The 25,884-nt window shown below is 37.8% G+C and carries 20 protein-coding genes; 9 read left to right on the top strand and 11 right to left on the bottom strand.

Annotation, left to right across the window (positions count from 1 at the left end; genetic code table 11):
• Positions 1-7: 7 nt before the first annotated feature.
• A complete protein-coding gene (locus OQZ33_RS06545) occupies positions 8-934 on the top strand; it encodes a YihY/virulence factor BrkB family protein (RefSeq protein WP_265798248.1) in 927 nt (308 codons plus the stop codon).
• A gap of 47 nt (positions 935-981) precedes the next feature.
• Here the strand turns inward: OQZ33_RS06545 and OQZ33_RS06540 are convergent, their stop codons facing one another.
• Complete coding sequence (locus OQZ33_RS06540; protein WP_265798247.1) at positions 982-1,572, bottom strand: porin family protein; 591 nt, start codon at positions 1,570-1,572, stop codon at positions 982-984.
• A 21-nt stretch (positions 1,573-1,593) separates the two neighbouring features.
• On the bottom strand, positions 1,594-1,890 hold the full coding sequence (locus OQZ33_RS06535; protein WP_265798391.1) for a hypothetical protein: 297 nt from the start codon (positions 1,888-1,890) through the stop codon (positions 1,594-1,596).
• A 114-nt stretch (positions 1,891-2,004) separates the two neighbouring features.
• Between OQZ33_RS06535 and OQZ33_RS06530 the strand changes: the two genes are divergently transcribed.
• A complete protein-coding gene (locus OQZ33_RS06530; RefSeq protein ID WP_265798246.1) occupies positions 2,005-3,153 on the top strand; it encodes a tetratricopeptide repeat protein in 1,149 nt (382 codons plus the stop codon).
• Here OQZ33_RS06530 and OQZ33_RS06525 read toward each other — a convergent pair.
• Genes OQZ33_RS06525 through OQZ33_RS06510 form a run of 4 tightly spaced genes read right to left on the bottom strand, consistent with a single transcriptional unit; the run spans position 3,146 to position 6,807 of the window.
• The gene (locus tag OQZ33_RS06525) at positions 3,146-3,607 is read right to left on the bottom strand and encodes a DUF4268 domain-containing protein (protein WP_265798245.1); all 462 of its coding nucleotides are present in this window, start codon (positions 3,605-3,607) and stop codon (positions 3,146-3,148) included. The two genes, OQZ33_RS06530 and OQZ33_RS06525, sit on opposite strands and share 8 nt — an antisense overlap.
• A 17-nt stretch (positions 3,608-3,624) precedes the next feature.
• Positions 3,625-4,209 (bottom strand): riboflavin synthase, encoded by a 585-nt coding sequence (locus OQZ33_RS06520; protein WP_265798244.1) that lies wholly within the window; start codon positions 4,207-4,209, stop codon positions 3,625-3,627.
• Between the two features lie 3 nt (positions 4,210-4,212).
• Positions 4,213-5,727: an acetyl-CoA carboxylase biotin carboxylase subunit gene (accC, locus tag OQZ33_RS06515; RefSeq protein ID WP_265798243.1), complete on the bottom strand. Its 1,515-nt coding sequence runs from the start codon at positions 5,725-5,727 to the stop codon at positions 4,213-4,215.
• A gap of 57 nt (positions 5,728-5,784) precedes the next feature.
• Complete coding sequence (locus tag OQZ33_RS06510; RefSeq protein WP_265798242.1) at positions 5,785-6,807, bottom strand: threonine aldolase family protein; 1,023 nt, start codon at positions 6,805-6,807, stop codon at positions 5,785-5,787.
• 219 nt (positions 6,808-7,026) lie between these two features.
• On the opposite strand from OQZ33_RS06510, the gene OQZ33_RS06505 reads away from it, so the two are divergent.
• The gene (locus tag OQZ33_RS06505) at positions 7,027-7,887 is read left to right on the top strand and encodes an N-acetylglucosamine kinase (protein ID WP_265798241.1); all 861 of its coding nucleotides are present in this window, start codon (positions 7,027-7,029) and stop codon (positions 7,885-7,887) included.
• A gap of 131 nt (positions 7,888-8,018) precedes the next feature.
• Here OQZ33_RS06505 and OQZ33_RS06500 read toward each other — a convergent pair whose 3' ends face one another.
• Positions 8,019-8,708 (bottom strand): NUDIX hydrolase, encoded by a 690-nt coding sequence (locus OQZ33_RS06500; protein ID WP_265798240.1) that lies wholly within the window; start codon positions 8,706-8,708, stop codon positions 8,019-8,021.
• A 109-nt stretch (positions 8,709-8,817) separates the two neighbouring features.
• Here OQZ33_RS06500 and pfkA point away from each other — a divergent pair, with 109 nt between their 5' ends.
• From pfkA to gap, 3 genes are read left to right on the top strand one after another with little or no spacing between them, the layout of a single operon-like run.
• Positions 8,818-9,804 (top strand): 6-phosphofructokinase, encoded by a 987-nt coding sequence (pfkA, locus tag OQZ33_RS06495; RefSeq protein WP_265798239.1) that lies wholly within the window; start codon positions 8,818-8,820, stop codon positions 9,802-9,804.
• 2 nt (positions 9,805-9,806) lie between these two features.
• On the top strand, positions 9,807-10,649 hold the full coding sequence (locus OQZ33_RS06490) for a hypothetical protein (protein WP_265798238.1): 843 nt from the start codon (positions 9,807-9,809) through the stop codon (positions 10,647-10,649).
• Between the two features lie 7 nt (positions 10,650-10,656).
• Complete coding sequence (gene gap / locus OQZ33_RS06485) at positions 10,657-11,658, top strand: type I glyceraldehyde-3-phosphate dehydrogenase (RefSeq protein WP_056851723.1); 1,002 nt, start codon at positions 10,657-10,659, stop codon at positions 11,656-11,658.
• A gap of 747 nt (positions 11,659-12,405) precedes the next feature.
• Here gap and OQZ33_RS06480 read toward each other — a convergent pair.
• On the bottom strand, positions 12,406-12,726 hold the full coding sequence (locus OQZ33_RS06480; protein ID WP_265798237.1) for a hypothetical protein: 321 nt from the start codon (positions 12,724-12,726) through the stop codon (positions 12,406-12,408).
• 197 nt (positions 12,727-12,923) lie between these two features.
• On the opposite strand from OQZ33_RS06480, the gene OQZ33_RS24460 reads away from it, so the two are divergent.
• Positions 12,924-13,256: a DUF6660 family protein gene (locus tag OQZ33_RS24460; RefSeq protein WP_416338744.1), complete on the top strand. Its 333-nt coding sequence runs from the start codon at positions 12,924-12,926 to the stop codon at positions 13,254-13,256.
• Between the two features lie 49 nt (positions 13,257-13,305).
• On the top strand, positions 13,306-15,492 hold the full coding sequence (locus OQZ33_RS06475; protein ID WP_265798236.1) for a TonB-dependent receptor: 2,187 nt from the start codon (positions 13,306-13,308) through the stop codon (positions 15,490-15,492).
• Between the two features lie 153 nt (positions 15,493-15,645).
• On the opposite strand, the gene glgB is transcribed toward OQZ33_RS06475, so the two are convergent.
• The 3 genes from glgB to OQZ33_RS06460 form a co-directional block, all read right to left on the bottom strand.
• Positions 15,646-17,610 (bottom strand): 1,4-alpha-glucan branching protein GlgB, encoded by a 1,965-nt coding sequence (glgB, locus tag OQZ33_RS06470; RefSeq protein ID WP_265798235.1) that lies wholly within the window; start codon positions 17,608-17,610, stop codon positions 15,646-15,648.
• A gap of 99 nt (positions 17,611-17,709) precedes the next feature.
• The gene (locus OQZ33_RS06465; protein WP_265798234.1) at positions 17,710-20,172 is read right to left on the bottom strand and encodes a glycoside hydrolase family 31 protein; all 2,463 of its coding nucleotides are present in this window, start codon (positions 20,170-20,172) and stop codon (positions 17,710-17,712) included.
• A 161-nt stretch (positions 20,173-20,333) separates the two neighbouring features.
• Complete coding sequence (locus tag OQZ33_RS06460) at positions 20,334-23,252, bottom strand: TonB-dependent receptor (protein WP_265798233.1); 2,919 nt, start codon at positions 23,250-23,252, stop codon at positions 20,334-20,336.
• A 202-nt stretch (positions 23,253-23,454) separates the two neighbouring features.
• Here OQZ33_RS06460 and OQZ33_RS06455 point away from each other — a divergent pair, with 202 nt between their 5' ends.
• The gene (locus OQZ33_RS06455; RefSeq protein ID WP_265798232.1) at positions 23,455-25,884 is read left to right on the top strand and encodes a penicillin acylase family protein; all 2,430 of its coding nucleotides are present in this window, start codon (positions 23,455-23,457) and stop codon (positions 25,882-25,884) included.

Here is a 25,884-nt window from a genome sequence, read left to right as displayed (position 1 = left end):
TGAAACAATGCCATTAAAAATCAACCTGGATTTTAAGTTCTTTTTTGCTACTGCTAGAAATGCTTTTTCTTTGTTTCAAAAAAACGACCCATTACGTTTAGCAGGGGCAACCGCATTTTTCACCAACTTTGCCCTTCCTCCCATTTTGATTATTTTAATCAGGTTGTTTGGGATGTTTACCGATAGGAGAATGTTGGCAACTAACCTGTTTGAGCGTTTGGCAAACATTCTTGATGATGACAGTATCCAACAAATTAGATCAACCTTAAGAAACATTCGGGGGGTAGATCAAGCCTGGTACATCACCCTTTTCAGTTTTATTTTTTTTCTTTTCGTAGCTACTACCCTTTTCAACGTGATCAAAAATTCGCTGGAACAAATTTGGAACATCGGACAAAAAGAGAAAAAAGGAGTTTTAAATACATTAAAGTCTCGGGCAATTTCTGTGATAATTATCCTTTTGGCGGGCATTCTTTTTTTTATCGGCCTGCTTGCCGATAGTGTTCAAGCCATTATAGGTGCTTATTTAAAAACAAATTCTCCATCATTCGGATTGATTTTAACATCAATTTTAAATCAGATTGTATTTGTAATTATCGTTACAACCTGGTTTACCATGCTGTTTCGGTATTTAACCAATGGAAGGCCAACATGGAAAGCGGCATTTTCTGGTGGTTTACTTACAGGCTGCTTATTTACTGCGGGAAAATACATTTTGCGGATTTTGTTGCCACTCAGTAATATCAGCAACATTTATGGCTCTGCAGGGTCGCTCATTGTAATTATGCTGTTTGTATTTTATTCTTCCTTGATTTTTTACTTCGGAGCATCTTACATAAAGGCTTTAAGCATTGGTCGAGAAACACCAATTATTCCAAAAAATGGCTCTTACGCTTACGAGTTAACAGAAGTGGATACAGAGAAACCGGAATAAAAAAAAGCAAACCTTTCGATTTGCTTTCTTACATGGGATGCTTTTTTCTAGAATAATCTGTAACCAAGGCCTACAGTAAACAAATTTAATTTCGTTCCTGGATAACCTGATTTGTTAATTTTTGACAAACCAAGTTCGTACCTTGCTTCCAAACTAAGCTTCTTTATATCTACTCCCGCCCCAAATTGCCAAGCCAAAGCCTGGTTTTTAAAATCGGCTCTAAATACGCTCCCCGCAGCTTGCCCGAAACTCTGGTTTTCATCAATAATTAAAGAGAACATTGGCCCGGTATTTAATCTAACGCCGATACCAGCAGCGCCGAATTTTGTGCCTACCAACAAAGGCACATCTAAGCTTGTGAAGCGAACTTTATTTACCTCTCCCGTTGCATCGCTAATTAAATCAGCTTTCTTGCCGGATAAATACAGTTCTGGTTGAAAATGGATTCCCGCTGCACCAATCCTGGCCCAAACTCCTCCGTAAAATCCAGCACGGTTATCACTGCTAAAAGTATTCTCCGAATCAAACTTGGAGAAGTTAGCTCCTGCTTTTAAACCAAACTGAAATGAGGGTAAAATTTGCGCACTTGCAAAAAAGCAAACCAATAAGAATGCTGCTGTTAAAGATAAAAATTTCATAATAGGGATGATTTAGAGTTCTTAGCTTGTTGCGTTGTTAATAGCTTCTTGTTCTTTCAAAGCATCAACATTGTTTTTATTGCCAAAATTTTCTGTGTTGTTAGCAAAATAGTCTAAAATAGATACAATAGTATCCAAATTGTCTGCCAGTCTTTGATGCATATCGCCAGCATCTTTTTCTAACCTTGTATCGCCAAGTTCAATATTATCAACTTCAATTTTACCAATCTTTTGAATAAGTGCCTGTTGCGAATTTTGTAAATCCTCAAGTTCACGCACAATCTTTTCCATTAATTCAAACTTCTTTAAAGTATTCATAGCTTTTGATTTTATACTGTTTCCTAATAAACCCATACCTGTCCATTTTGTTTTTATTCAATTTATTTGGAATTACAAAAAACAACTAATAAATTAGTTTAAAACTTTTCGAGTATGAAAAAATTCACTTTGGTTGCTGTGGGATTGATATGTAACATCTTTACTTTCGGCCAACAACTAGCGTTAGATAAAGACAAACTATTCGATTTCTATCAAAATCAGCGTTATGCAGAAGCTGCGGAATACCTCAAACAGAATTACGGAGAAAATACCGATGACTTAAAAGCTTTAACTCAAATGGGTTATTGTTTTTTAATGGCAGGTAATAATGTAGACGCAGAAAAATATTATTTGAAGGCCAATTCGCTACAAGCTAAAAGTTTGCCTATCCTTTTTAATTTGGCCAGCATTAATAACCGAAGAGGCAATACCGATAAAGCAAAACAGTATTATGGCGAAATTGTGAAAATTGATAGCAATAATTTTATCGTTTACAAGCTTTTGGCAAACCTGTATAACTCCAATAAAGACTCCTTAAAGCGTGTTTATTTACTAAAGGCAAATAAACTTATGCCTAATGACGGCGATGTTGCCGTAGATCTGGCAGAAGTTCATGCCTTATATCAAGATTATGGAAAAGCTTACGATGTTTTAAATGTTGCTATTGAAGCCGATAGTGAAAATTTTGTTTTACAGAGAACAAAACTGCCGATAGCTAATTATCTGAAGAAATATGATGAAGTAATTGTTGCTGGCGAAGCACTATTAAAGATTGGCCCGGACGCTGCAGTGATAAAAGATGTAGCAAAAGCTTACTACTTCACAAAAAAATATGATAAAGCAATTGCGTTGTTTACCCAATTGGAGAAAATGCAGATGCAGAATGAAAATACTTTATATTATACAACTCTATGTTATCGCTATTTAAAAAACTTTAAAATGGCAGCAATGTATGCGAAGAAAACAATTGAGGAGGGCATTTCGCCCAATATTCCTAACTATTACGCACTATTGGGTTTGGCTTACGAAGAGAACCAGCAATACTCATTGGCAAATGTTGCTTATAAAAAGGGACTTTTTTTTGATACCCACCCTACTTTGTATTATCGCCTTGCGATACTTTATGATACAAAATTAAAACAGGTTAAAACCGCCAAAAATTATTATAAACTTTATTTAAAAAGCAAACCCGATGTTAAGATAGACGAGCAGGAGATTAAATTTGCACAGGCAAGGATTGAGCAAATGGATTTAACTAAATAAGATCTTCGAAGACCGGCTTTACATGATCCCAAAATTCATCTAAAGCAATAATACGAGGTTTAAAGAATGATATAAGATCTGGCCAATGCTGTTGGTTGAAAACACTTACAGCGGCTAACGAAGTATAAATTTGACTTACTGTTCTGCCATAATCGTCGGTAGAATCCTTTGCCCAATCCCATTCTTCATTCATGATATTAGTAAACATAAGCTTAAATTCTTCAAACTGTTCGAAAATCAAATGCCTGATATCAGGATCGGAATGAGTAAGCTGAATGGCAATAATCGCCTGTTTGTTGGTCACATCCATTTTGAAAAAGATGTTTTTTACACCAGTTTTGTAATTCACCCAATGTACAGTTGATCCGCTTGCCGACGGAACAGGTTTCATATACTGCCCAAAGCTGATCCAAAATTGTTGCCTTAACCTCGCCGCTTCCTCTTTACTATACATGTTATAAAAGTTCGTAATTATTTATTCATTAAACGGGCTACATATTTACCAATAATATCGAACTCTAAATTTACGGTATCGCCCACTTCAACTTGATGTAAATTGGTATGCTCAAAAGTATAGGGAATGATGAAAACCGAAAACTCATCAGCTTGGGAGTTGACAACCGTTAAGCTGATGCCATTTACGCAGGCAGAACCTTTTTCAACCGTAACGTTTCCAGCTGATGCATCATATTTAAAACGATACTCCCAACTGCCATCCAATTCTTCCCTTTTCACGCAAACGGCAGTCTGATCTACATGGCCTTGAACAATATGCCCATCCAAACGGGCGTTCATTTGCATGCAACGCTCCAGGTTAATTTTACTCCCTACCTTTAGATAACCGAGGTTGGTTTTACTTAAAGTTTCATCAATTGCAGTAACAGTATGTGTATCTTCTGTTAAGCCTACAACGGTAAGACAAACCCCATTGTGTGCTACGCTCTGGTCAATTTTAAGCTCGTGGCTAATAGCCGAAGAAATAGTGAAATGAATATTAGTATGATCGGTTTTGATGGCTTTTACTTCGCCCAGGTTTTCTATAATTCCAGTAAACATTACTTAAAGTTTAATTCTATTTTTTCTCCAATTGGAGGGTTCTGCAACTGTGCTATGCAACTTTTCAGCCTCTTTCTTATTATCAAAAAGCCTAACTGCAACCAGGGCCGCTATCAAAGCTTCTGTCTCGTCGGCGCTTTTCAGGCTTTCGGCATTAAAGTATTTGCCAACAAAATGAGTATCAAAATCTCCAGTTCTAAACGCTTCATGCTGCATCACAAATTTACCAAAACCCAAAGTAGTTTCAATCCCAGTAATATCATATTCGTCAATTGCCCTGATCATTCTTTGGATAGCTTCTTCCCTATCTTTTCCAAAAGTAATTAGTTTTGCAATCATAGGATCGTAATAGATAGGTATTTCCATGCCTTGCTCAAAGCCATCATCTACCCTTACGCCATTGCCTTTCGGCGTTTTGTACATTTGCAACGTACCAATATCTGGTAAGAAATTATTATTAGGATCTTCGGCATAAACGCGCAATTCAACTGCATGACCGTTTATTGTTAAATCTTCCTGATTAAAACTAAGGGCTTCGCCCGAGGCGATTTTTATCTGTTCTTTTACTAAATCTATTCCAGTGATCAATTCTGTAACCGGATGCTCTACTTGCAAGCGGGTATTCATTTCCAAGAAGAAAAAATCGAGGTTTTCATCCAGAATAAATTCAACCGTTCCTGCACCGGTATAATTTACAGATCGAGCTACGTCAACCGCACACTTGCCCATCCTTTCTCTAATTTCAGCAGTTAGCACGGATGACGGTGCTTCTTCTACCACCTTCTGATGTCTCCTTTGAACTGAGCACTCACGTTCGAAAAGATGAACAATATTACCATGCTCATCGCCCAATACTTGAATTTCGATATGCCTTGGTGAGGTAACATATCTTTCTATAAAAACTGCTCCATCTCCAAAAGCTGAGGTAGCTTCACTTACGGCCACCTGCATTTGTTCTTCGAAAGCATCTACAGATTCTACAATTCGCATGCCTTTGCCCCCTCCACCCGCAGCAGCTTTTATTAAAATCGGAAAACCAACCTCAACAGCTCTTGCTTTAGCCTCCGAAACGTCTTTTATGGCCTCTTCTGTACCAGGAACCATTGGAATATTATACTTAAGCGCTGCCGCCTTTGCCGATAACTTGTTTCCCATAATTTCCATCGCTTTCGCCGAAGGGCCAACCAATATTAACCCCGCCTCGGCAACCTGTTGTGCAAAACTTGCATTTTCAGAAAGAAAACCATAACCAGGATGAATGGCATCAGCTCCTGTTTCTTTACAAGCCTGGATAATTTTTTCACCTACCAAATAGCTCTGGTTAGAAGGTGCAGGTCCGATAAAAATTGCTTCATCTGCATAGCGAACATGCAATGAATTGCGATCAGCTTCTGAAAAAACAGCAACCGTTTGGATACCCATTTCTTTTGCCGAACGCATGATTCTCAAGGCAATTTCACCGCGATTGGCGATAAGGAGTTTGGATATTTTAAGCTGTTCTTTATCTGGTATCGACATCTGGCTAGAATTTATTAAGTTATTTTTTAGTATCCTTAAAGAAAAATCAATCTGTTATTACAAATGTAAAATTATTTCGATAGCCTCATCAATCATCGATTGATTAAGGCCCAAATGTGTAACCAACCTGATGGTGCTTGCACTTGTGGTATTGCAGTGAAGGCCTTTTTCTTGCAGCTGATCAACGATTTTTTGAGCCGTTCCTTTCGCTACCTCGAAAATCAAAATATTGGTTTCTACCGGCATAATCGATTTAACGAAACCGGTTCGTGCCAAGGCAACCGCCAATGCTTTTGCATGAGCATGATCTTCCTTCAATCTTTCTACATGATGATCAAGCGCATAAATACCTGCAGCAGCTAAAAACCCTGCCTGACGCATACCTCCACCAAAAGCTTTTCTGATTTTCCGGGCTTTGGTAATCATATCTTGTGATCCCAATAATACTGACCCTACAGGCGCACCCAACCCTTTTGATAAACAAATTGAGATTCCGTCAAAATATTTTCCATAGGCACTCGCCTTGTCGCCGGTGGCTACGAGCGCATTGAAAACCCGGGCACCATCTAAATGTAGTTTTAGTCCTTTTATGTTACATAAGTGATGGATCGGCGCAATTTGATCCAAAGTATAGCATTTCCCGCCTCCCTTATTGACCGTATTTTCCAGAACCACCAGGCTCGAATTTGGGTAATGAATATTATCTTCGTTAATTTCTGGCTCAATCAATTCAGGCGTAAGAATCCCGCGATCGCCATAAAGTAACCTCACAGATGCGCCCGAATGATAGGCAATGCCACCAATCTCGTATCGATAAACGTGAGCGGTTTGATCACAAATCACTTCATCCATAGGTTGCGTAAAACATTTAATAGCAATTTGATTGGTCATTGTTCCGGATGGACAGAATAAGCCTGCCTCCATATTAAACATCAATGCCAATTTCTGCTCGAGTGCGGCTACCGTTTCATCTTCCCCGAAAACGTCGTCGCCAACTTTGGCGCTCATCATCGCCTCTAGCATTCCGGCAGTTGGCTTTGTTACTGTATCACTTCTAAAATCTAAAAATCTGCTTTTCATTTTTGTATGAAATGTAAATATTTTTTACGGTTATAAAAAAAGACCAATGCCTTTTCTGGTATAATTTTAAGGTTTTTAGCCCATCAAGCGATGTATATAGTGTATTTTTTACACACTTAATTTTAACCAACATCAAATTGTTAAAAAATTATTAAAAAAAAAGATACAAAATATAAGAGTTTTTATACTTTTATCGTGCTAAAACCAAAAATAAATAAAATGATAGTAATTGCAGACGGTGGATCAACCAAAACAAATTGGTGCTTGATTAACGAGGCCGGCAGAAAAATTTACTTTAACACCGAGGGTTACAATCCATATTTTTCCAAAGGAGAATACATTGTTAAGTCTTTGAATGAAACTCTTCCAGACCACTTGGAAAGAGAAAAATTAACAGGAGTTTACTATTATGGTGCTGGATGTTCTACCCCGGGCAATGTAAAAATTGTGGCTGATGCCATGAAACAGGTTTTTACTAATGCCGAGATTTTCGTTGGTCATGATTTGCTTGCTTCTTGCAGAGCACTTCTTGGAAACGAGCCGGGATTTGCTGCTATTTTAGGTACAGGAACCAATTCATGTCTATACGATGGAACAGACATTACGTTGAACATCGATTCACTAGGTTACTTTTTAGGTGATGAGGGAAGTGGTTCTTTTATCGGTAAACGCATTTTGAGCGATTACATGAAAGGGTATATGCCGAAAGGATTGCGTGAAGCATTTTACGATAATTATGCTTTAACAAACGAGGATATTTTCGATAATATCTACAACAGGCCCTTGCCAAATCGTTTCTGCGCTAGCTTTAGTAAATTCTTATACGATTTTAAAGATAATTATGAAGATTATGCATTTAGCACAATCGATTATGCTTTTACCTCGTTTTTTGAGGCGTTGGTTATTCACTATCCAAACTATAAAGATCACAAATTGAACTGCGTAGGATCAGTAGGTTATAGTTTCCGTGATATTTTAAGTATTGTAGCTGATAGATACGAAATGGGTGTTGGAAAAATCATTCGCTCTCCTATAGATGATTTAGTGCATTATCACTTAGAGTTAGCTCCAAAGAAATAGTTTGGAGTTGGGAGTCTTGAGTTCAGACTCGAGAGTCAATCTTTATAAAACAAATAAGCCAGATTTGAAATTTCAAATCTGGCTTATTTGTTAAGAGCTCTTTATTGACACTTTGTCTTTCAACTCTTAACTTAAAAAGAAATCTCCTTACCAAAAAGTTTAGCGTACTTTCTTTTATCAAAACGATACAAAGTAGCTGCTCGGTATGAAACCCCTTTTTGTTTTTCATCCAATTCTTTTAAAACACCAAAACTTACAATTTTTTTTCTGAAATTTCTTTTATCAAGCTTTTTACCCAATATCAGCTCATAAACATGCTGCAGTTGCGTCAGCGTAAACTTTTCTGGCAAAAGCTCGAAAGCAATTGGTTGATGTTTAATTCTCCGTTTAATTTTTTCTAAACCTTTATCATAGATCTTTTGGTGATCGAAAGCTAGTTTTGGCAAATCAGTAATGGGTAACCAGTTTGCCCTTTTTGCATAAGTACTGATGGGACGAAGTTCTTTATCGCCCCCCAAACGGATCAAAGCATAATACGCCAAAGTAATTACCCTACCCTGCGGGTGCCTATTAGGATCGCCAAAAGCATAATATTGCTCCATATAAATGCCACGGAGACCGGTAAGTTCATATAAAATTCTAGAGGCTGATTGATCTAAACTTTCATCGGCACCAACAATGTTACCGGGCAGTGCCCACCAATCTTTAAATGGTTCTTCATTCCTTTCAATGAGAAGGATTTTTAATTCCTTTCCATCAAATCCAAACAAAACGCAATCTATCGAGAATACTGAATCTAAATGAGGTAAAATTTGTTCCAAGGTAAAATTTAGTTATTTTAAGCAGATAAAGGTATGACTTTCAATATTAAGTAAAAAAAATAAAAAAAATTACTTAGTGTAAAAATTACACACTATATTCGTATCATAGATGGAGCCAAATATTAAAAATATAGCTGTACTTACTTCTGGTGGCGATGCCCCAGGAATGAATGCCGCAATCAGAGCTGTTGTTCGTACCGGAATATATCATGGCATTAACATGTTTGGTGTTATGCAAGGATATCAAGGACTGATAACCGATAATATAAAACCAATGGATGCCCGATCTGTAAGCAATATTTTACACTTGGGCGGAACGATTTTAAAGACCGCACGTTGCCTTGAATTTAAAACTGATGAAGGACAACAAATAGCCTATAATAACTTAAAGAAAAATAATATCGATGGATTAGTGGTTATTGGCGGCGATGGAACCTTCACTGGTGCTAAGAGGTTTTCAGAAACTTTCGGCGTTAAAGTAATCGGTATCCCTGGTACTATTGATAACGATTTAGTGGGTTCGGATTTTACACTGGGGTATGATACCGCCATTAATACCGTTATTGAAGCAATAGATAAAATTCGGGATACTGCAGATGCTCATGATCGTTTATTTTTTATCGAAGTAATGGGAAGAGATTCCGGCTGTATTGCTTTAAGAAGCTCGATAGCCAGTGGTGCAGAAGCGGTTTTATTACCAGAGAGAGAAACCAGCGTAACCGAATTAATTGATAAACTCGCTTTGGGCGCTGCAACAAAAAAATCATCGAGTATTGTTATTGTTGCCGAGGGTCACAAGCAAGGTGGTGCTTACGATATTGCCAAGAAGGTGAAGGAAACTTTTGATCATTACGATACCAAAGTAACCATCCTCGGCCATTTGCAACGTGGCGGAAGTCCAAGTAGTTTTGATAGGATTTTGGGCAGTAGACTGGGATTTGCAGCAGTTAACGCCTTGATTGCTGGACAAACAGAGCAAATGGTTGGCTTAAAAGGCAATGAGATAAAATTAACCAGCATTGCGGAAGCTTTAACAGCACACAGCTTCAAACTGGAACCAGATTTAATGGAAATGACTGAAGTTTTATCTATATAATCATGATAGCAGTAGTTTACAGTGGATCGAGAACAGCATTTTGGAAATTAACCCAAAATGGGCAGATTGTAGGACATTGCAATACCGCTGGTATTAATCCAACTTTTGTAGATTCGAAAATGCTGCTGCAGATTTTGAATAAAAAGGTAGTTTTAGTTAACAACGCTGAAAACATAAAGAAAATTTATTTCTTTGCCGCTGGTGCTTCATCGCCTGGTCGTAAAGAAGAACTCTCAAAAACTTTATCTTCATTTTTTAGGTATAGTAAAGTTTTTGTTGAGGATGACTTATTCGGTGCGGCAAAAGCTGCATGCTATGATAAGCCAGGAATTGTTGGGATGTTGGGCAGCGGCTCACATTGTGCTTTTTTTGATGGCAAAAAACCAATAATGAATAATTTTGGATTAGGCTACATCCTTGGAGACGAAGGGTCATCAAATTATTTTGGAAAAATGCTTCTGAAAGATTTCTTGAGTCAGAAATTGCCAGGTGATTTGGAAGCAAAATTTATTGGAAACTACAATTTAGATCGCCCTCAGATATTAGAAAGAATATACAATAAGCCACATGCGAATATTTTTCTAACTTCATTTTTTGATTTTTTCACTCAAAATATTGAACATGAATATATTATCAAGCTAATTGATAATGGATTTGAAAAATATTTTCAAACCTACATTTTACCGACGGTAGAAAAATATGGAAAAGAAGATATCCATTTTGTGGGTAAAGTTGCTGCAGAATTAGAAGACAGATTGCTACTTACCGCAGCGAAGCATCAGATTAAAATAAAAACGATTATTAAAGAACCAATACTAAATTTATTAAAACATTACACTAATTAACAAAACAATGAGCAAAATTGGAATAAACGGCTTTGGCCGTATCGGCAGACTGGTTTTCAGAGCTGCCCTTAAAAGAGGATTAGATATTGTAGCAATTAACGATTTAATTGAGCCAGATTACATGGCTTATATGTTAAAATATGATTCAACTCATGGCAAGTTTGACGGAACAATTGAAGTTGTTGATGGAAATTTAGTTGTTAATGGAAAAACAATCCGTGTAACAGCAGAAAGAAATCCAGCTGATTTGAAATGGGATGCTGTAGGTGTTGAAGTAGTAATTGAATCTACTGGCCTATTTTTAACACGTGCAGATGCTGAAAAACACATCGCTGCAGGTGCTAAAAAAGTTGTTTTCTCTGCACCAGCTAAAGATGCTGATATCCCTACCTATGTAATGGGCGTTAACCACCATAAATTAACTGCAGATCAAACTATCGTTTCAAACGCATCATGTACTACAAACTGTTTAGCGCCAATTGCTAAAGTTTTAAATGATAACTTCGGTATTGTAGAAGGTTTAATGAGCACGATCCATGCAGTTACCGCAACGCAAAAAACTGTTGATGGTCCTTCTGCTAAAGACTGGAGAGGTGGCCGTGGTGGTTTCTCAAACATCATCCCTTCATCAACCGGCGCTGCAAAAGCAGTAGGTATGGTACTTCCTGAGTTAAAAGGAAAACTTACCGGTATGTCATTCCGTGTTCCTGTTGCCGATGTTTCCGTTGTTGACTTAACAGCACGTTTAGAAAAACCAGCAACTTATGAGCAAATTAAGGCAGCTATGAAAGCAGCTTCTGAAGGTGAATTAAAAGGTGTATTGGCCTATACTGAAGACGAAGTGGTATCATCAGATTTTATTGGCGATGATCATGCTTCTATTTTCGATGCAAAAGCTGGTATTTCATTGAATGATAACTTTGTTAAAGTTGTTTCTTGGTACGATAACGAATGGGGATATTCATCAGCCCTGGCTAAATTCGTGGAATACTACGGTAGCTTGAAATAAATTTAAATAAATATTAAAATTAGGAAAGCGGCAATGTCTCAAACATTAGCCGCTTTTTCTATATAAAAAAATATTTCACTAATAAAATTAAAATTATTCTGCCCGAATTTTAGCTAATAAAATTTTTTTTAGCCTATTATTCCGTTTAAAAATGAAGAATACACTATAAAAAGGCCAAAAAATTCGCTCATCCTTAATTTTTAACCTTTAATTAACAATTTGATAGCTTAAACAAATTTAAAAAATCACGATTTAACAATTACTTAACATAATTTCAGCTTATATTTGCATTTAAGTCGTTTTTAAAGCCTCAATCTTTCAAAAAATCAATTGTAAATAAAAAATGACAAAAAAAATATTTAAAAATTTGTTAGTGTATTTTTTACACTATGAATTTTTTTACTATATTTGTAGAGTAATAAACGGAACGATGTTTGTTCACAATAAAAAAGATAAAAACATCCTTACTGAAACTTAAGTTTCGAATAGGATTTAAGACAAAGCCTGGCTCATAACAGGTTTATATTTGGTTAGAAAAAAAGGAGACGCTTGGATGAGGTCTCCTTTTTCTTTTACAGCAAATTCCAAATAGCTGATTGATTTTTTTTTCAACAGACAATAGTTGTAATAATCGTTTAGGATTATAAACAAGAACAGATTGAGGATCAAGCAAAAAAGTTGGGGAGTTGAGAAGTTTATTTAATTTTGTTCAACATTATTATTTTGGACAGCTTTGATAAGCTTTAACTAAGAGTTAGCTTTTGAAAGATTGATATGTTTTGCTGCAATTTGATTTATCCAAGTAAACAGCTTGATCTTGTTTTCATCATAAGCCGGGATTGAATACCAAACTTCAATAAAAACATTTTCCAAAACCACCGCTGCCTTATCTTGATCGACACAAGCTCTGAGTATATTGCCGTAAATAGCAGAAGCATATTTATCATAGAGCATCTTAAATGCACCATCTTCTTTTGCTCTTAACTGATCTGAGAATGCCACTTCATCGGATAACCAAACTTTGAAGATTTGATCTGATTCGCAATCCTGAATTTCCGTGGTTGACAACTGCATTTTGTAGGGCTAATAAACTGATAACACAGCGATGTCTATATTGTTCTTTGCTGCTCAGAGAATCAAACAACTGGTTGGAATACAACCTAAACGAGTAAATTTTTCGTTGAATGGAGCGCATTATTTGTTACTAAATTTAAAACAAATTAAAATCCAGAAGTATTTAGAGATGATTTGTACCTTTGCCTGGAATGAAGATCTTAATCTACTTATTAAGCTTTATAATCATCAGTTTATCCTGCATCAATTGTGAGGATGTTATGGCTATGGTTAGTCATTCTGAAATATCGAGCGCCAGTATAGAAAAATCTAAAGGCATAACCGAGCAAGATAATTGCTCTCCATTATGTACCTGCAACTGTTGTGGTCAGCTTTTGATAGCAAACGTTCCGATTTCTATTCCTAAAATACTGAAAAGATCAATTCCGAAAAAAGAGTCAAACGCTTACAACAGTAATTTCATTTCCAGCTACGTACAAAATATCTGGCAACCGCCAAAGTTGAATAATCACTTTAACGGGTAACCGTTGAATTCAGGACTACATCCATTTATTCAATTTTACAAATACATCAATGCGAAAAATAATTTTATTGTTCTGCACAGTTTTGTGCATTACAGCTGCTTATGCACAGAATTCATTTAAAATAATAGTCAAGAATAAGGACACCAAAGGCACTTTGAGTGATGCAACTATCTTATTAAAAAACACCACTATTGTTGCTAAAACTTCAGCCGATGGCATAGCAGTACTCAACAATATCCCAAATGGAAAGCAAACACTGATTATCAGAAATGTCGGTTTTCAAGAACAACAATTAGCACTTCTATTCCCTAATAATCAAGATCAACCATTGGAAATTTTAATGGAAGAAGCTGACGAGGAACTCGAAGAGGTGATTGTATCTTCTACCAGAACAAGCAGAACTATCCAAAATACGCCTACTAGAGTAGAAACCATTGAACTGGAAGAAATAGACGAGAAAAGCAACATGCGCCCCGCAAATGTGTCCATGATTTTGCATGAAAGCACCGGTATTGCAGTACAACAAACTTCAGCAACAAGTGCAAACGCCAGTATTAGGATCCAGGGTTTGGATGGGAGGTACACCCAACTTTTAAAAGATGGTTACGCCAGTTTTGGAAATTTTGCCAGCGGATTGAGCATCTTAGAAATTCCGCCGCTGGATCTAGCCCAGGTTGAAATTATCAAAGGTCCATCTTCTACCCTTTTTGGTGCTGGTGCAATTGCAGGTGTGGTCAATTTTATATCACGGTCTCCGAGAGAAAAGGCCGATCTCAATTTCATCCTTAACCAATCGAACGTTGGGCAAACCAATATTGGAGCTTTTACCATGCAGAGAAGCAAAAAAATTGGCTACAGCCTACTTGCACTTAGTAATTTTCAAAAGGCATACGATGTAGACAGAGACGATTTTACCGAGCTGCCAAAAACCAGTGATTTCACCATTCACCCTAAGCTGTTTATTTATCCAAGCGATAAAACCACCATTGTTATTGGCAATGCGTTTACAAAGAGTGAAAGAACTGGAGGGGACATTTTTGTAGTAAACGATGGAGTTGATGCGAATCACCGTTACTTTGAGGCTAATAATACCATCCGAAACACCACCACACTAGATTTCAGCTATCAAACTGCAGAAAAAGATTTGCTAAAAGTAAAAACTAGTTTCAATTATTTTAAACGTGGAATAGCCATTCCCGATTATAATTTTAATGGGGTGAACTATAACTCGTACACTGACATTAGTTATTTAAGAACTTTGAAAGATCAAAGTTTAATTTTTGGCGGTAATGTGGTTTATGATAAATTTAATGAGCAAGACCAAACGCTTTTTAAAAAGGATTTCACAACCAGAACAGCTGGCGTTTATGCACAACATACCTGGGATATTTCGGATAAGTTTAAGTTGGAAAGCGGTTTACGAGCCGATTTCGTTAACTACTTTAACGCCAATTATAGTGAAGATGAGAACTTCATTTTACCCCGTGTGTCTGCACTATATAAATTTGATGATCATTGGAGCTCGAGAATTGGGGGTGGATTAGGCTATAAAACGCCTACCCTTTTTACAGAGCAAACAGAAACTTTCCAATACCAAAACCTGCAAGCACTAAATAATGTAAAAGCAGAAAGAAGTTACGGTGGGACAGCCGATGTAAATTATAGAACAAGCATAGGTGACGATTGGCTAATTAGCTTCAATCAAATGTTTTTTTATACCCGAATTAATAACTCCACCATTTTACTTCAACAAGCAAACGGCAGTTTCTTTTTCGATAATACCAAAGCACCTGTTACAAGTTTAGGGTTTGAAACCAATGCGAAAATAATTTTCCATGAATATTTTAAACTTTTTGCCGGTTATACATTTACCGATGCAAAGGCCGATTATCTACCCGTAATCCAGAATATTAGATTGCTACCAAAAAATAAACTTAACCTGGCTTTACTTTATGAAAAGGAAGGAAACTTTAAAATGGGTTTAGAAGGTTATTTTACCGATAAACAATACTTATACAATAACCAGCAAACCAACGCTTTTTGGGAGTTTGGTTTTATGGCCGAAAAGATTTTTGGAAAGTTTTCAATTTTTATAAACGCCGAAAATTTTACCGACACCAGGCAAAGCAGATATAAAAGTGTAGTTAACGGATCGCACCTAAACCCTACGTTCGACGACATCTGGACCCATACAGAAGGTAGAACCTTCAACTGCGGCATCAAGTTTAAACTATAATATTTATTTATAGAAATAAACTTGTAACTATCAGCTCTTATCGTATCTTTGCACCCTCCTTGGAAGCTTCCACTCCAAGGATTAAGAAAGCTTTTCAGCAATGAAAGGCTTTTCTTATTTAGACGTTTTCTTCATCTAAAGCTTTAGATGCTCCTATTTACTTTTAAAAATGGTAACAGCCAACGGTGGTAGCGTAATATCAATCGAATACTCTTGATGATTATAGCCAACAGCGTTAGGCACAATATCTCCCCTATTATTGATGCCACTTCCGTAATAGATGATATCGTCAGAGTTAAATATTTCCTGCCATTTGGTTTTAAAAGGCACACCGATACGATAGTTTTCCCTTACTACAGGGGTAAAATTCAAGGCAATTATTAAAGTATCTTTCGCCTTTGGTCCCTTCCTCATAAATGCAAAAACCGATTCGCTTGCATTATCGGCATCCAACCATTGAAAACCTTCATAACTAAAATTAAAATGATATAAGGCAGGCTCTTTCCGATACAGAAAATTTAATGCCTTAACAGTTTCTTGCATCCCTTTATGTGGTGCATATTGAAGCAAATGCCAATCTAATGATTTAGTAAAGTTCCATTCATTGGTATCTGCAAACTCATTGCCCATAAAAAGCAACTTTGCTCCAGGATGGGTAAACATGTAGCCGTAAAGTGCCCTTAAATTGGCGAATTTCTGCCAATCATCTCCAGGCATCTTATAAAGCATAGGCGATTTACCATGAACCACTTCATCATGCGAAAAAGGAAGCATGAAGTTTTCGGTAAAAGCATAAGTCATGCTAAAACTTAATTGATTATGGTGGTGCTTTCTACCCAGCGTATCAACCTTGAAATATTTTAAGGTATCATTCATCCAGCCCATCATCCATTTCATACCGAAACCTAAACCACCCGCATGAACCGGATGGGTAACGCCAGGATATGTGCTACTTTCTTCGGCAATGGTTTGAACCCCTTCAAAATCACCATATACAGCCACATTAAGATCTTGAAGAAATTTAATTGCGCCGAAGTTTTCAGGGCCGCCCTGATCATTTGTTGCGGCATCACCCTCCTCACGAGAGAAGTTAAAATACAACATCGATGCCACCGCGTCAACACGCAATCCGTCGGCATGATACTGATCCAGCCAAAATATCGCGTTACTGATTAAAAATGAGCGCACTTCGGGCCTGTCGTAATTAAAAATATAAGATTTCCAATCGGGATGAAACCCCTTACGCATATCGGCATGCTCATATAAATGCGTTCCGTCGAATTCATAAAGGCCATGTCTATCTCCAGGAAAGTGCGATGGAACCCAATCTAAAATGACCGCGATATTCGCTTTGTGAAGTGCATCAATAAGGTGCATCAAATCTTCAGGTGTTCCGTAACGGGAGCTTGCACCAAAGTAGCCCGTTATTTGATATCCCCAACTTGGAAAGAATGGAAACTCCATAACCGGCATTAACTCTACATGGGTAAAACCCATTTCCTTAATATATGGAACCAATCGGCCCGCAACCTCCCTGGCTGTTAACACCCTTTCAGGATTGCCCGGATCGCGTTCCCAAGAGCCTAAATGCAATTCATAAACCGAGATAGGCTGATCGAGTGCATTAAGCTTTGGCCTCTTTGCCAGCCATGATTTATCTTTCCAGGTATAATCGGTATCCCACACAATAGATGCCGTTTGGGGCGGATGTTCCCATTTACGGGCATAAGGATCGCCTTTTAAATGTTCAGATTCATCAAATCCTTTAACAAAATATTTATATACATCGCCTTTTGCCAAGCCAGGAAGAAAACCTTCCCAAATGCCCGATTTATCCCACCGTTTACTTAATGGATGACCCGTATTATTCCAATCATTAAAATCTCCAACAACACTTACTCTTGTAGCATTAGGCGCCCAAACGGCAAAATAAGTTCCAGCGGTTTTCTCCAGAACAACAAGATGAGAACCCATTTTTTCATACAACCTAAAATGCTTTCCGACCAAGAAAAGATCAATATCATAATCGGTAAACAAACTGTGTACCCAAACTGATTTACTGGTGTCGATTTTTGTTAAAGCTGCTTTTGTATCTGAAACTTTCTTTGTTTTTGACATAATCTTTTTGGCTAGACGTATTTAGATGTGAGATCGGAGTTAAAAACTCCCAAATAATCATTAGCCCCAAAAACTAAACAGCATTTGGGGCTAAAAGATTTAAAGACTTAGAATCTGTATTTCGGCAAATGTTTTAAGGCACTTAAAGTGAAGAACATTTTTATCATCAGTATAAAAATCAGTTACCTCTTTATTATCCACTATAATTTTTTTCACCTTAAATTTAACGCCCATTACATTACAAGCATAAAACTCATAATTAGGTGTATACAAGCCTTCTATCCGTTGATTAACTTTCAAAAGTTGGTTATCTGCTTTAACAGTAAACTTTTTTTCCAAGTAAATATCTTGCTCAAAGGCAAAAGTATCGCCGTGATCTTCATACATGTATGAGTTCACTTCGTAATCGCTTTGGTAAATATTTAAAGTTACTTCTGTGATTGATTTCTCATCCACATACTGCATCACCGGATACTCTGGAATAACCGAACCTGCTCTTACAAACATTGGCATGCTATCAATCTTCGCCTCCACCGTGTATTCGTTGCCACCGTCTAACACTTCATTTGTCCAGAAATTGTACCAGGTTCCTTTTGGAAGATATACTTTCCTTGAAATTGCCCCCTGCTCTAAAACAGGACAAATCAATAATTTATCTCCATAACAAAATTCATCCTGGCGGAAACTGTTGCTGATATTTTCTTGCTCAAGCATCACTAATGGACGCAAAATCGGAAATCCGTAACGGTGATGCTCCCAGAAAACGGAGTACAGGTAAGGCATTAAACGATACCTCAACTCAATAAATTTTCTATTGATATCTTCGAAGAATTCGCCAAAGCTCCAAGGTTCACGTTCTGCGGTATCACCTGCAGAGTGTGCTCTCATAAAAGGAGAAAAAGTACCCAACTGAATCCAGCGGGTGAATAATTCGCCATCAGGCTCCCCACTAAAACCGCCAATATCGGTTCCGCAAAAAGGAACGCCTGAAACTGATAACCGTTGGCATTGAATGTTACCAATTTTTAAATGTTCCCAAGTGGCAATGTTATCACCTGTCCACACGCTGGCATAGCGTTGCATACCTGAATAACCAGCTCGGGTGATGGTAAAAGGACGTTTATTGCGCATCAGCTTTTTCAAACCTTCGTAGGTTGAACGCACCATTTGCATGCCATAAACATTGTGTGCCTTGCGGTGCGAGCCACGGTAACCGTCGTAATTGTGGCGAACATCGTTAGGAAAAGTGCCTGAACCAAAAACTGCAGGTTCGTTCATATCGTTCCAGAAACCCGCAACACCCATATCAACTAATTCTTCATATAATTTGCCCCACCATTTCCGCACTTTAGGATTTGTAAAATCAGGAAACTGGCAACGGCCCGGCCAAACATGGCCTTCCATAAAATAATCATCGCTTCGGCGGCAGAAATATTTATTGTCCTTTCCTTCTTTGAAAACCCAATAATCATCATCCACCTTAATTCCCGGGTCGATCATTACTACAGTTTTAAAACCATCATCAGACAGTTCTTTGATCATTCTGCGTGGATCTGGGAAATATTTTTTATTCCAGGTGAAACAACGATAACCATCCATATAATCGATATCCAAATAAATGGCATCACATGGGATTTTACGGTCTCTAAATTGTTTCGCTATTTCTTTAACCTTAGTCTCAGGGTAATAACTCCAGCGGCACTGTTGGTAACCTAAAGTCCATTTTGGAGGCATAGGATGCGTACCCGTTAAACTTGCATAACGTTTAACCACATCCATGATATGTGGACCATGTATGTAATAGTATTGCAATTCTCCCCCATCTGCCCAAAAACTCGTTTTAGAAACATCTTCGCCACCAAAATCGAAATACGATTTGAAGGTGTTATCAAAGAAGATTCCGTACGCAGCCTGATTATGAAGCCCGATGTAAAAAGGTATTGTTCTGTAAAGTGGATCCTGGTTCCAGCCGAAAGAATAAGCATCGGTGTTCCAGTTTTCGAAACGGCGACCACGTAAATTGAAATTACCCGATTTATCACCTAAGCCAAAGAAGTTTTCTTCGGGATGGCATTTTTTCGTGGCATAAATATAGTAGCCTCCAAAATCGGTGTTTTCTTCCCAGTGCATAGAATTCGCCTCATCAACCATCACCAAGTTCGTAATGTTATCATGAAATGAAACATGAAAATTGGCTTTTTCTATTTTACAGGTAACCGAATGGGTTGATACGGTGTAATGATCTTCGTGCTCCTGCATTTTAAATACAGAAACTTTTTGATCTACTTCAGGCACTGCATAAGAAAAATCATCCAAAAATACACCATGTGGCGCCAGGCGAACGCGAATAATTTCATCGCTCACTACCCGAATCTCTACTTTAGCATCACCATCTGAAAAATAAAAACGGTTACCTTCTTTCTTAACTTTCTTTACTGTGCCAAGATATTGTTTAACAATAGGCTTAACAGATATATCAACTGGGTTATTTAGATGCTGTATTTCTTGTTCCTTATCGATCAGATCACTTACCTCGTTTATTTTGTCGTTATTCTCTTCCATCCTTATTTATTCAAAAATTTAATTTAATAGCTCTTAAACTGGGATGTGCTTAAGAAAGTACTATAATACAAATATTTTATAAAAGGGGGGTATTAAATAATAAATAAAAAGCCCCGAATATTAATATCCGGGGGCTTCACGAACGCGAACATTTTTAATCCCTATGGATTGAAAGAGAATGCCAAATAATATATAGCACCCGCTGCTGGGTTACCATAAGATGTAATGTAATATTTGTTCATCACGTTAGAACCTCCCAATTTGATAGACGATTTTACTGATGGTATTTTGTAACTCACCTGCGCATCTAAAGAGCTATAAGCTGGCACATCGCCTGAGGCAAATGAAGAGTTCCAATAAAATTTATCTTGCCAACGGTAAGACAAGTTAAAGCCTACGTTTTTAATAATTTCTTTGTTTCCAAAGCCCAGGTTGAAGCGAACTTTTGGTGTATTAAAATCGTTAATATAATTTACCGGAAGATCGCCAATTTGATTGTATGAAACGTTTCCACTAAAATTGTAGTTACCCACTAAATAATCTAACCCTAACGCCGCACCATAAGAGGTTACTTCTCCTTCAGCATTTACCGGAACTCCAAACTTAACAAAAGTTGGACTGGCTAAATTGCCCACGTTCTGGTAAACATCTACAGCGGTAATAAAATCTTTGTAAATATTATAATAACCATAAGCATCAATCAATAGGTTCGGCAAGATTAATCCTTTGTAACCTAACTCATAAGACTGCACACTTTCCGGACGAACACCTCTCGCATCAAAGGTATATTGCTGCAATAAAGCAGGGTTTGGCGTGCCTGTTGCGGCTGATGCCAAGAAAGCACGGTAACTCACATCGGTAAATGCTTTATTAGTATTCAAATTGTATTTACCGAACATAACTTCAGGCAAACCACCAATTAAACGTTGCGATCCACCTCCAACTGATAAATCGATGTATTGATTTTGAGTGGTTGGATTGCGATAACCAGTTTGGTAAGAAGCCCTGATGTTATTGTTTTTAGCTACGGTGAAAACCCCGGTAATACGTGGGGTAAAACGGCCTTCGAAATTCATGCTTTTATCATAACGACCGGCAAAAGTAAATTTCACTTTATCATTAAATAGTTTTTTACCTATTTGAGCGAAAGCGCCATATTCATTAATGTCGATAGAACTGGTTAAATCGTTAAAGATTGTTCCTGCCGAATTTAAATCGTACAAACGATATGAAGCACCCACTTGAAACTCTACCACATTGTTAAAGGCATTGGTAAAATTGTACATTCCTTCGTAGTGGTATAAATTCGATTTGTCGTCAAACTTAGCACCGTAAACACCCGAACCGAAATTAGTGGTGCTAATGTTGGTGTTCATAATATTTTGTTTAGCGGTTTCAAACTGCGGGCTACCTGGCTCAAATCTACCCTGGTTAGCTACACCTCTTGCAGTTACATGGGCAGCAGCATCACTTTGTCCGGCGGCTCTTGCACCTACGTAATTTCCAATATATTGTGGAAACCAAGTGGTTGATGCTTTAGATACTTCATTAATATAACTTCCTAAAATAGACGAAATGTATGAATCGCCTGAACGCTCTTGGGTGGTGTACCCTTTAATAGAGAAATCTTGCCCTTTAACCTCTAATTTGTACTGACCAATATTGAAGTTTCGCAAAGAGTAACGATCGGAACCTGTATAAACCGAAGTTCCTGTGCCCCAGTTTGCCTGTGCAACTGCTTGAATGGTATTGGTGATGTTGTAATACACCGCACCGGAAGCTTTCAACGATTTGGTATCATAATCAACCAAATCACGCTCATTGTAACCTGTCCTCGATACATTTTGATCTGGAATTAAGTTTGCTTTTAAGCCCACATAAAATGGAAGATAATTTTGTACCGCCGGACGTAAGCCAGCTGGCAAACCAGCCAGAAAACCTGCCTGTTGTGCCGCATTAGGAATAGCTGCCCCAAAAGCACCATCCATCAAAGCTTTAATATTTGGAATAGCACCACCAGAACCAGCATTGATTCCTGATATCGTTGCATTTTGAACGCTTAAAGCTACATTACGCATGTTCTGACTCACCTCATCGCCATAAACATTTATTCCATCGTAGTTGTTGTCGCTATTGCGGTCTCCAGATTTGAACGTTCTTGCATTGCGATCAAAGTTCGAATAGTTGGTACCCATCCAATCTTTCGCCTGTAAAAACGAGAAAGCCGCTTTAACCCCAAACTTATTGTTCCATGATTTTGCTAAACGAACATCCAATTGGTTAAAAGGCTGTACGCTGTTGTTATCATCATTTACGTGGTTAATGCCTGTTTTGTATTGAAAACTAGCACCCTGATATTTGAATGGATCTTTAGAAGTCATTAGTAGAGTACCATTAATACCGCCAGCACCATATAAAGCGGATGAAGCTCCTGGTAAAAGTTCTACATTATCTACATCAAGTTCCGTAATACCCACAATATTACCAACTGAAAAGTTCAAACCTGGCGCCTGGTTATCCATTCCATCGATGTATTGATTGAAACGGGTATTACCATTTGAGTTGAAACCACGTGTATTAATGGATTTAAAGGTTAAGCTTTGCATGCTACTTTCTACACCTTTCATGTTGTTCAAGGCATCATAAAAAGATGGTGCAGCAATTTCTCTAATTGAAGCAGCGCTCATTCGCTCTATAGAAACAGGCGATTCTAATATACGTTCCGGAGTTCTCGATGCAGAAACCACCACGTCACCTCCTAAAACTACAGCGCCTTCCAATTCGATGTTAATTCCAGCAGTGTTGCCAGTTACCTGACGCTCTACTGTGCCATAGCCTACATAAGATGCCACTAAAGTAAATGGCACTTTGGCAGATGTACTGAAAGAAAAACTTCCATCACCAGATGATGCAGTACCACCAGTTTGACCTTTTATGGTTACACTTACTCCAGCGAGGCCTTGTTTTGATTCCTTATCTTTAACGGTTCCACTAACCGTGATGTTCTGTGCCTTTGCCGCAATATTTATTGCAAATACAAAGAATAACACATATAAGATTTGTGTAAAGTTCCTACTCATAAATGATTAAAATTTGGTTAGTTGTATTATTAGTTAGGATAAACTTAAATGCTTTTTTTGAATTAAACAAATTATGTTTGCATAATAATTTCGATTCATTTTATAATTTGGATTGATAATCAGTTTGTTGTATTTTCATTCAATTAAAATCACCATTTTACTTTATCTTAGTCACCTGATAGTTTTCAGCTAACCATTATTTATGAATAAAATTAAAGCTCTATTCTGTGTAATAATTCCCATAACACTCGCCTTTTTATTTAATACGAAAATTGGCCAAAATCCGCCGCTGCTGAAATTTCTGAACCCTTTTATGGGGTTTTGGCAAAATGCTGAAAACAATCATTTTATTTTTAATCATAAAGCAAAAATTAAAGGCGCAATTGATAAAATCGAAATCGTTTTTGATGACAGAATGATCCCTCATATTTTCGCCCAAAACGATCACGATCTTTATTTGGCACAAGGTTACGTAACAGCCATGCATCGCCTTTGGCAAATGGATTTTCAAACGCGTTTTGCCGCAGGAAGAATTAGTGAAGTGGTTGGAGAAAAAGCAATTGAAGTTGATCGTTACCAACGTAGAATGGGCATGGTTTATGGCGCTGAACATTCGCTAAAAGGAATGATGGCCGACCCAAAAGCCAAAGAAATGATTTTAGCATATACCGAAGGCATCAATGCTTATATCAAAACGCTTTCTCATTCTAATTACCCGCTGGAATATAAGTTACTGGATTTTAAACCTGAAAACTGGACGCCTATTAAGTGCGCCCTGTTATTGAAACAAATGTCGGCCGTTTTGGCAATGGGTTCCGACGAGTTTTACATGACTAACATTCTGAAAAAATTTGGACCTGAAGTCACTAAAGATCTTTTTCCTGATTATCCTTTTAAAGAAGACCCAATCATTCCCGTGGGTAGCAAGTGGGATTTCACCCCTTTAACAACTCCAAAAACGCCTCAAAGCTTTAGCGATGCCACCACGGGCGATGTAAAAACAAAAGAAAAAATTGAAGGTATTGGAAGTAACAATTGGGCACTTTCTGGCTCGAAAACGGCTTCTGGATATCCAATTCTAGCCAATGATCCACACTTGGATTTAACGCTTCCATCTATCTGGTACCAGATTCAGCTACATGCACCTGGGGTAAATACCTATGGCGTTTCTTTACCTGGTGCACCAGGAGTAATTATAGGTTTTAACCAAAAAATTGCCTGGGGCGTAACCAATGTTGCTGCCGATGTGCTGGATTTCTATCAGATTAAATTCAAGGATTCATCTCACAATGAATATTGGTACAATAACAAATGGAACAAAACAACCAGGCGTTTAGAAAACATCAAAATCCGTGGAAGCAAAGATGAAATCGATACGGTTTACTATACGCACCATGGTCCTGTAGTTTACTTTCAAAAACCTAAATATGGCAGAGCCGATAACGTGCCCGTTGGAGATGCATTGAGATGGATTGCACACGATCGGTCAAACGAGTTAATGACTTTTTATTATCTGAATCGAGGAAGTAACTATAACGATTACCGCAAGGCACTCACATTTTATACCGCACCAGCTCAAAATTTTGTGTTCGCCAGTATAGATAACGATATCGCCATTACACCAAATGGAAAATTTCCACTAAAATGGAAAGAACAAGGTAAGTTTATTTTAAATGGAACCGATCCGGCTTATGATTGGCAGGGATGGATTCCAGCGGCTCAAAACCCAACAGTCAAAAACCCACCACGTGGCTTCGTAAGTTCGGCAAATCAATCCTCAACCGACCCAACTTACCCTTATTACATCAATTGGGAATTTGCGCCCTACGAAAGAGGAAAGAGAATTAATGATCGCTTAGGTGCCATGAGCAAAGCAACGATGGACAGCATTAGGCTAATGCAAACCGATAACTACAGCATTTTGGCTCAAAACGTTCTGCCGGCAGTCGTACCGTTGTTAAACCCAGAAAGTTTAAATGCGACACAAAAAGAAGCCTTGAGCTATATAAACAAGTGGAGCAAACGTTACGATGCGGATGAAATTGCAGCCAGCGTTTTTGAAATCTGGACCAAGCGTTTAGCTTTCAATATCTGGAATGATGAATTTGTAGTGAAAGGCATTCCGATGCGTTATCCTTCGAGAGACCGTACCGTGGAAATGATCTTGAAAGAACCAAATGCCAAGTGGTATGACAACATCAACACCAAGCAAAAAGAAACACTTCCTGATTTGGTAAACGAAGCTTTCAAATACAGTTGCGATAGTTTAGAACGCCGTTTTGGCCCGATAAATAAAGATTGGCGATGGAGCAATGTAAAGCAAACGAATGTACCACACCTTGCGAAAATTCCAGGTTTCGGCTCTAAAATTCTCCAAATTGGTGGAGCAAAAAGCACCATTAATGCCATCAGTGAAACCAACGGACCATCATGGAGGATGGTGATTGAACTAGGTAAAACGCCAAAAGGTCATGGTGTTTACCCAGGCGGTCAATCTGGAAATCCGGGCAGTAAATTTTATGATAATATGGTGGATACCTGGGCAAGTGGTCAGCTGTATGACTTGTTTTACATGCAAACTCCTGATGATAAATCCGGAAAAATAATCTCTCGTTTAAAAATTTCAAAATAG

Origin of the sequence: Pedobacter sp. MC2016-05, assembly GCF_026239735.1 — a bacterium.
GTDB lineage: Bacteria > Bacteroidota > Bacteroidia > Sphingobacteriales > Sphingobacteriaceae > Pedobacter.
The sequence above is the reverse complement of the archived record's forward strand: the minus strand, read 5'-3'. Positions and strand labels throughout refer to the sequence as shown.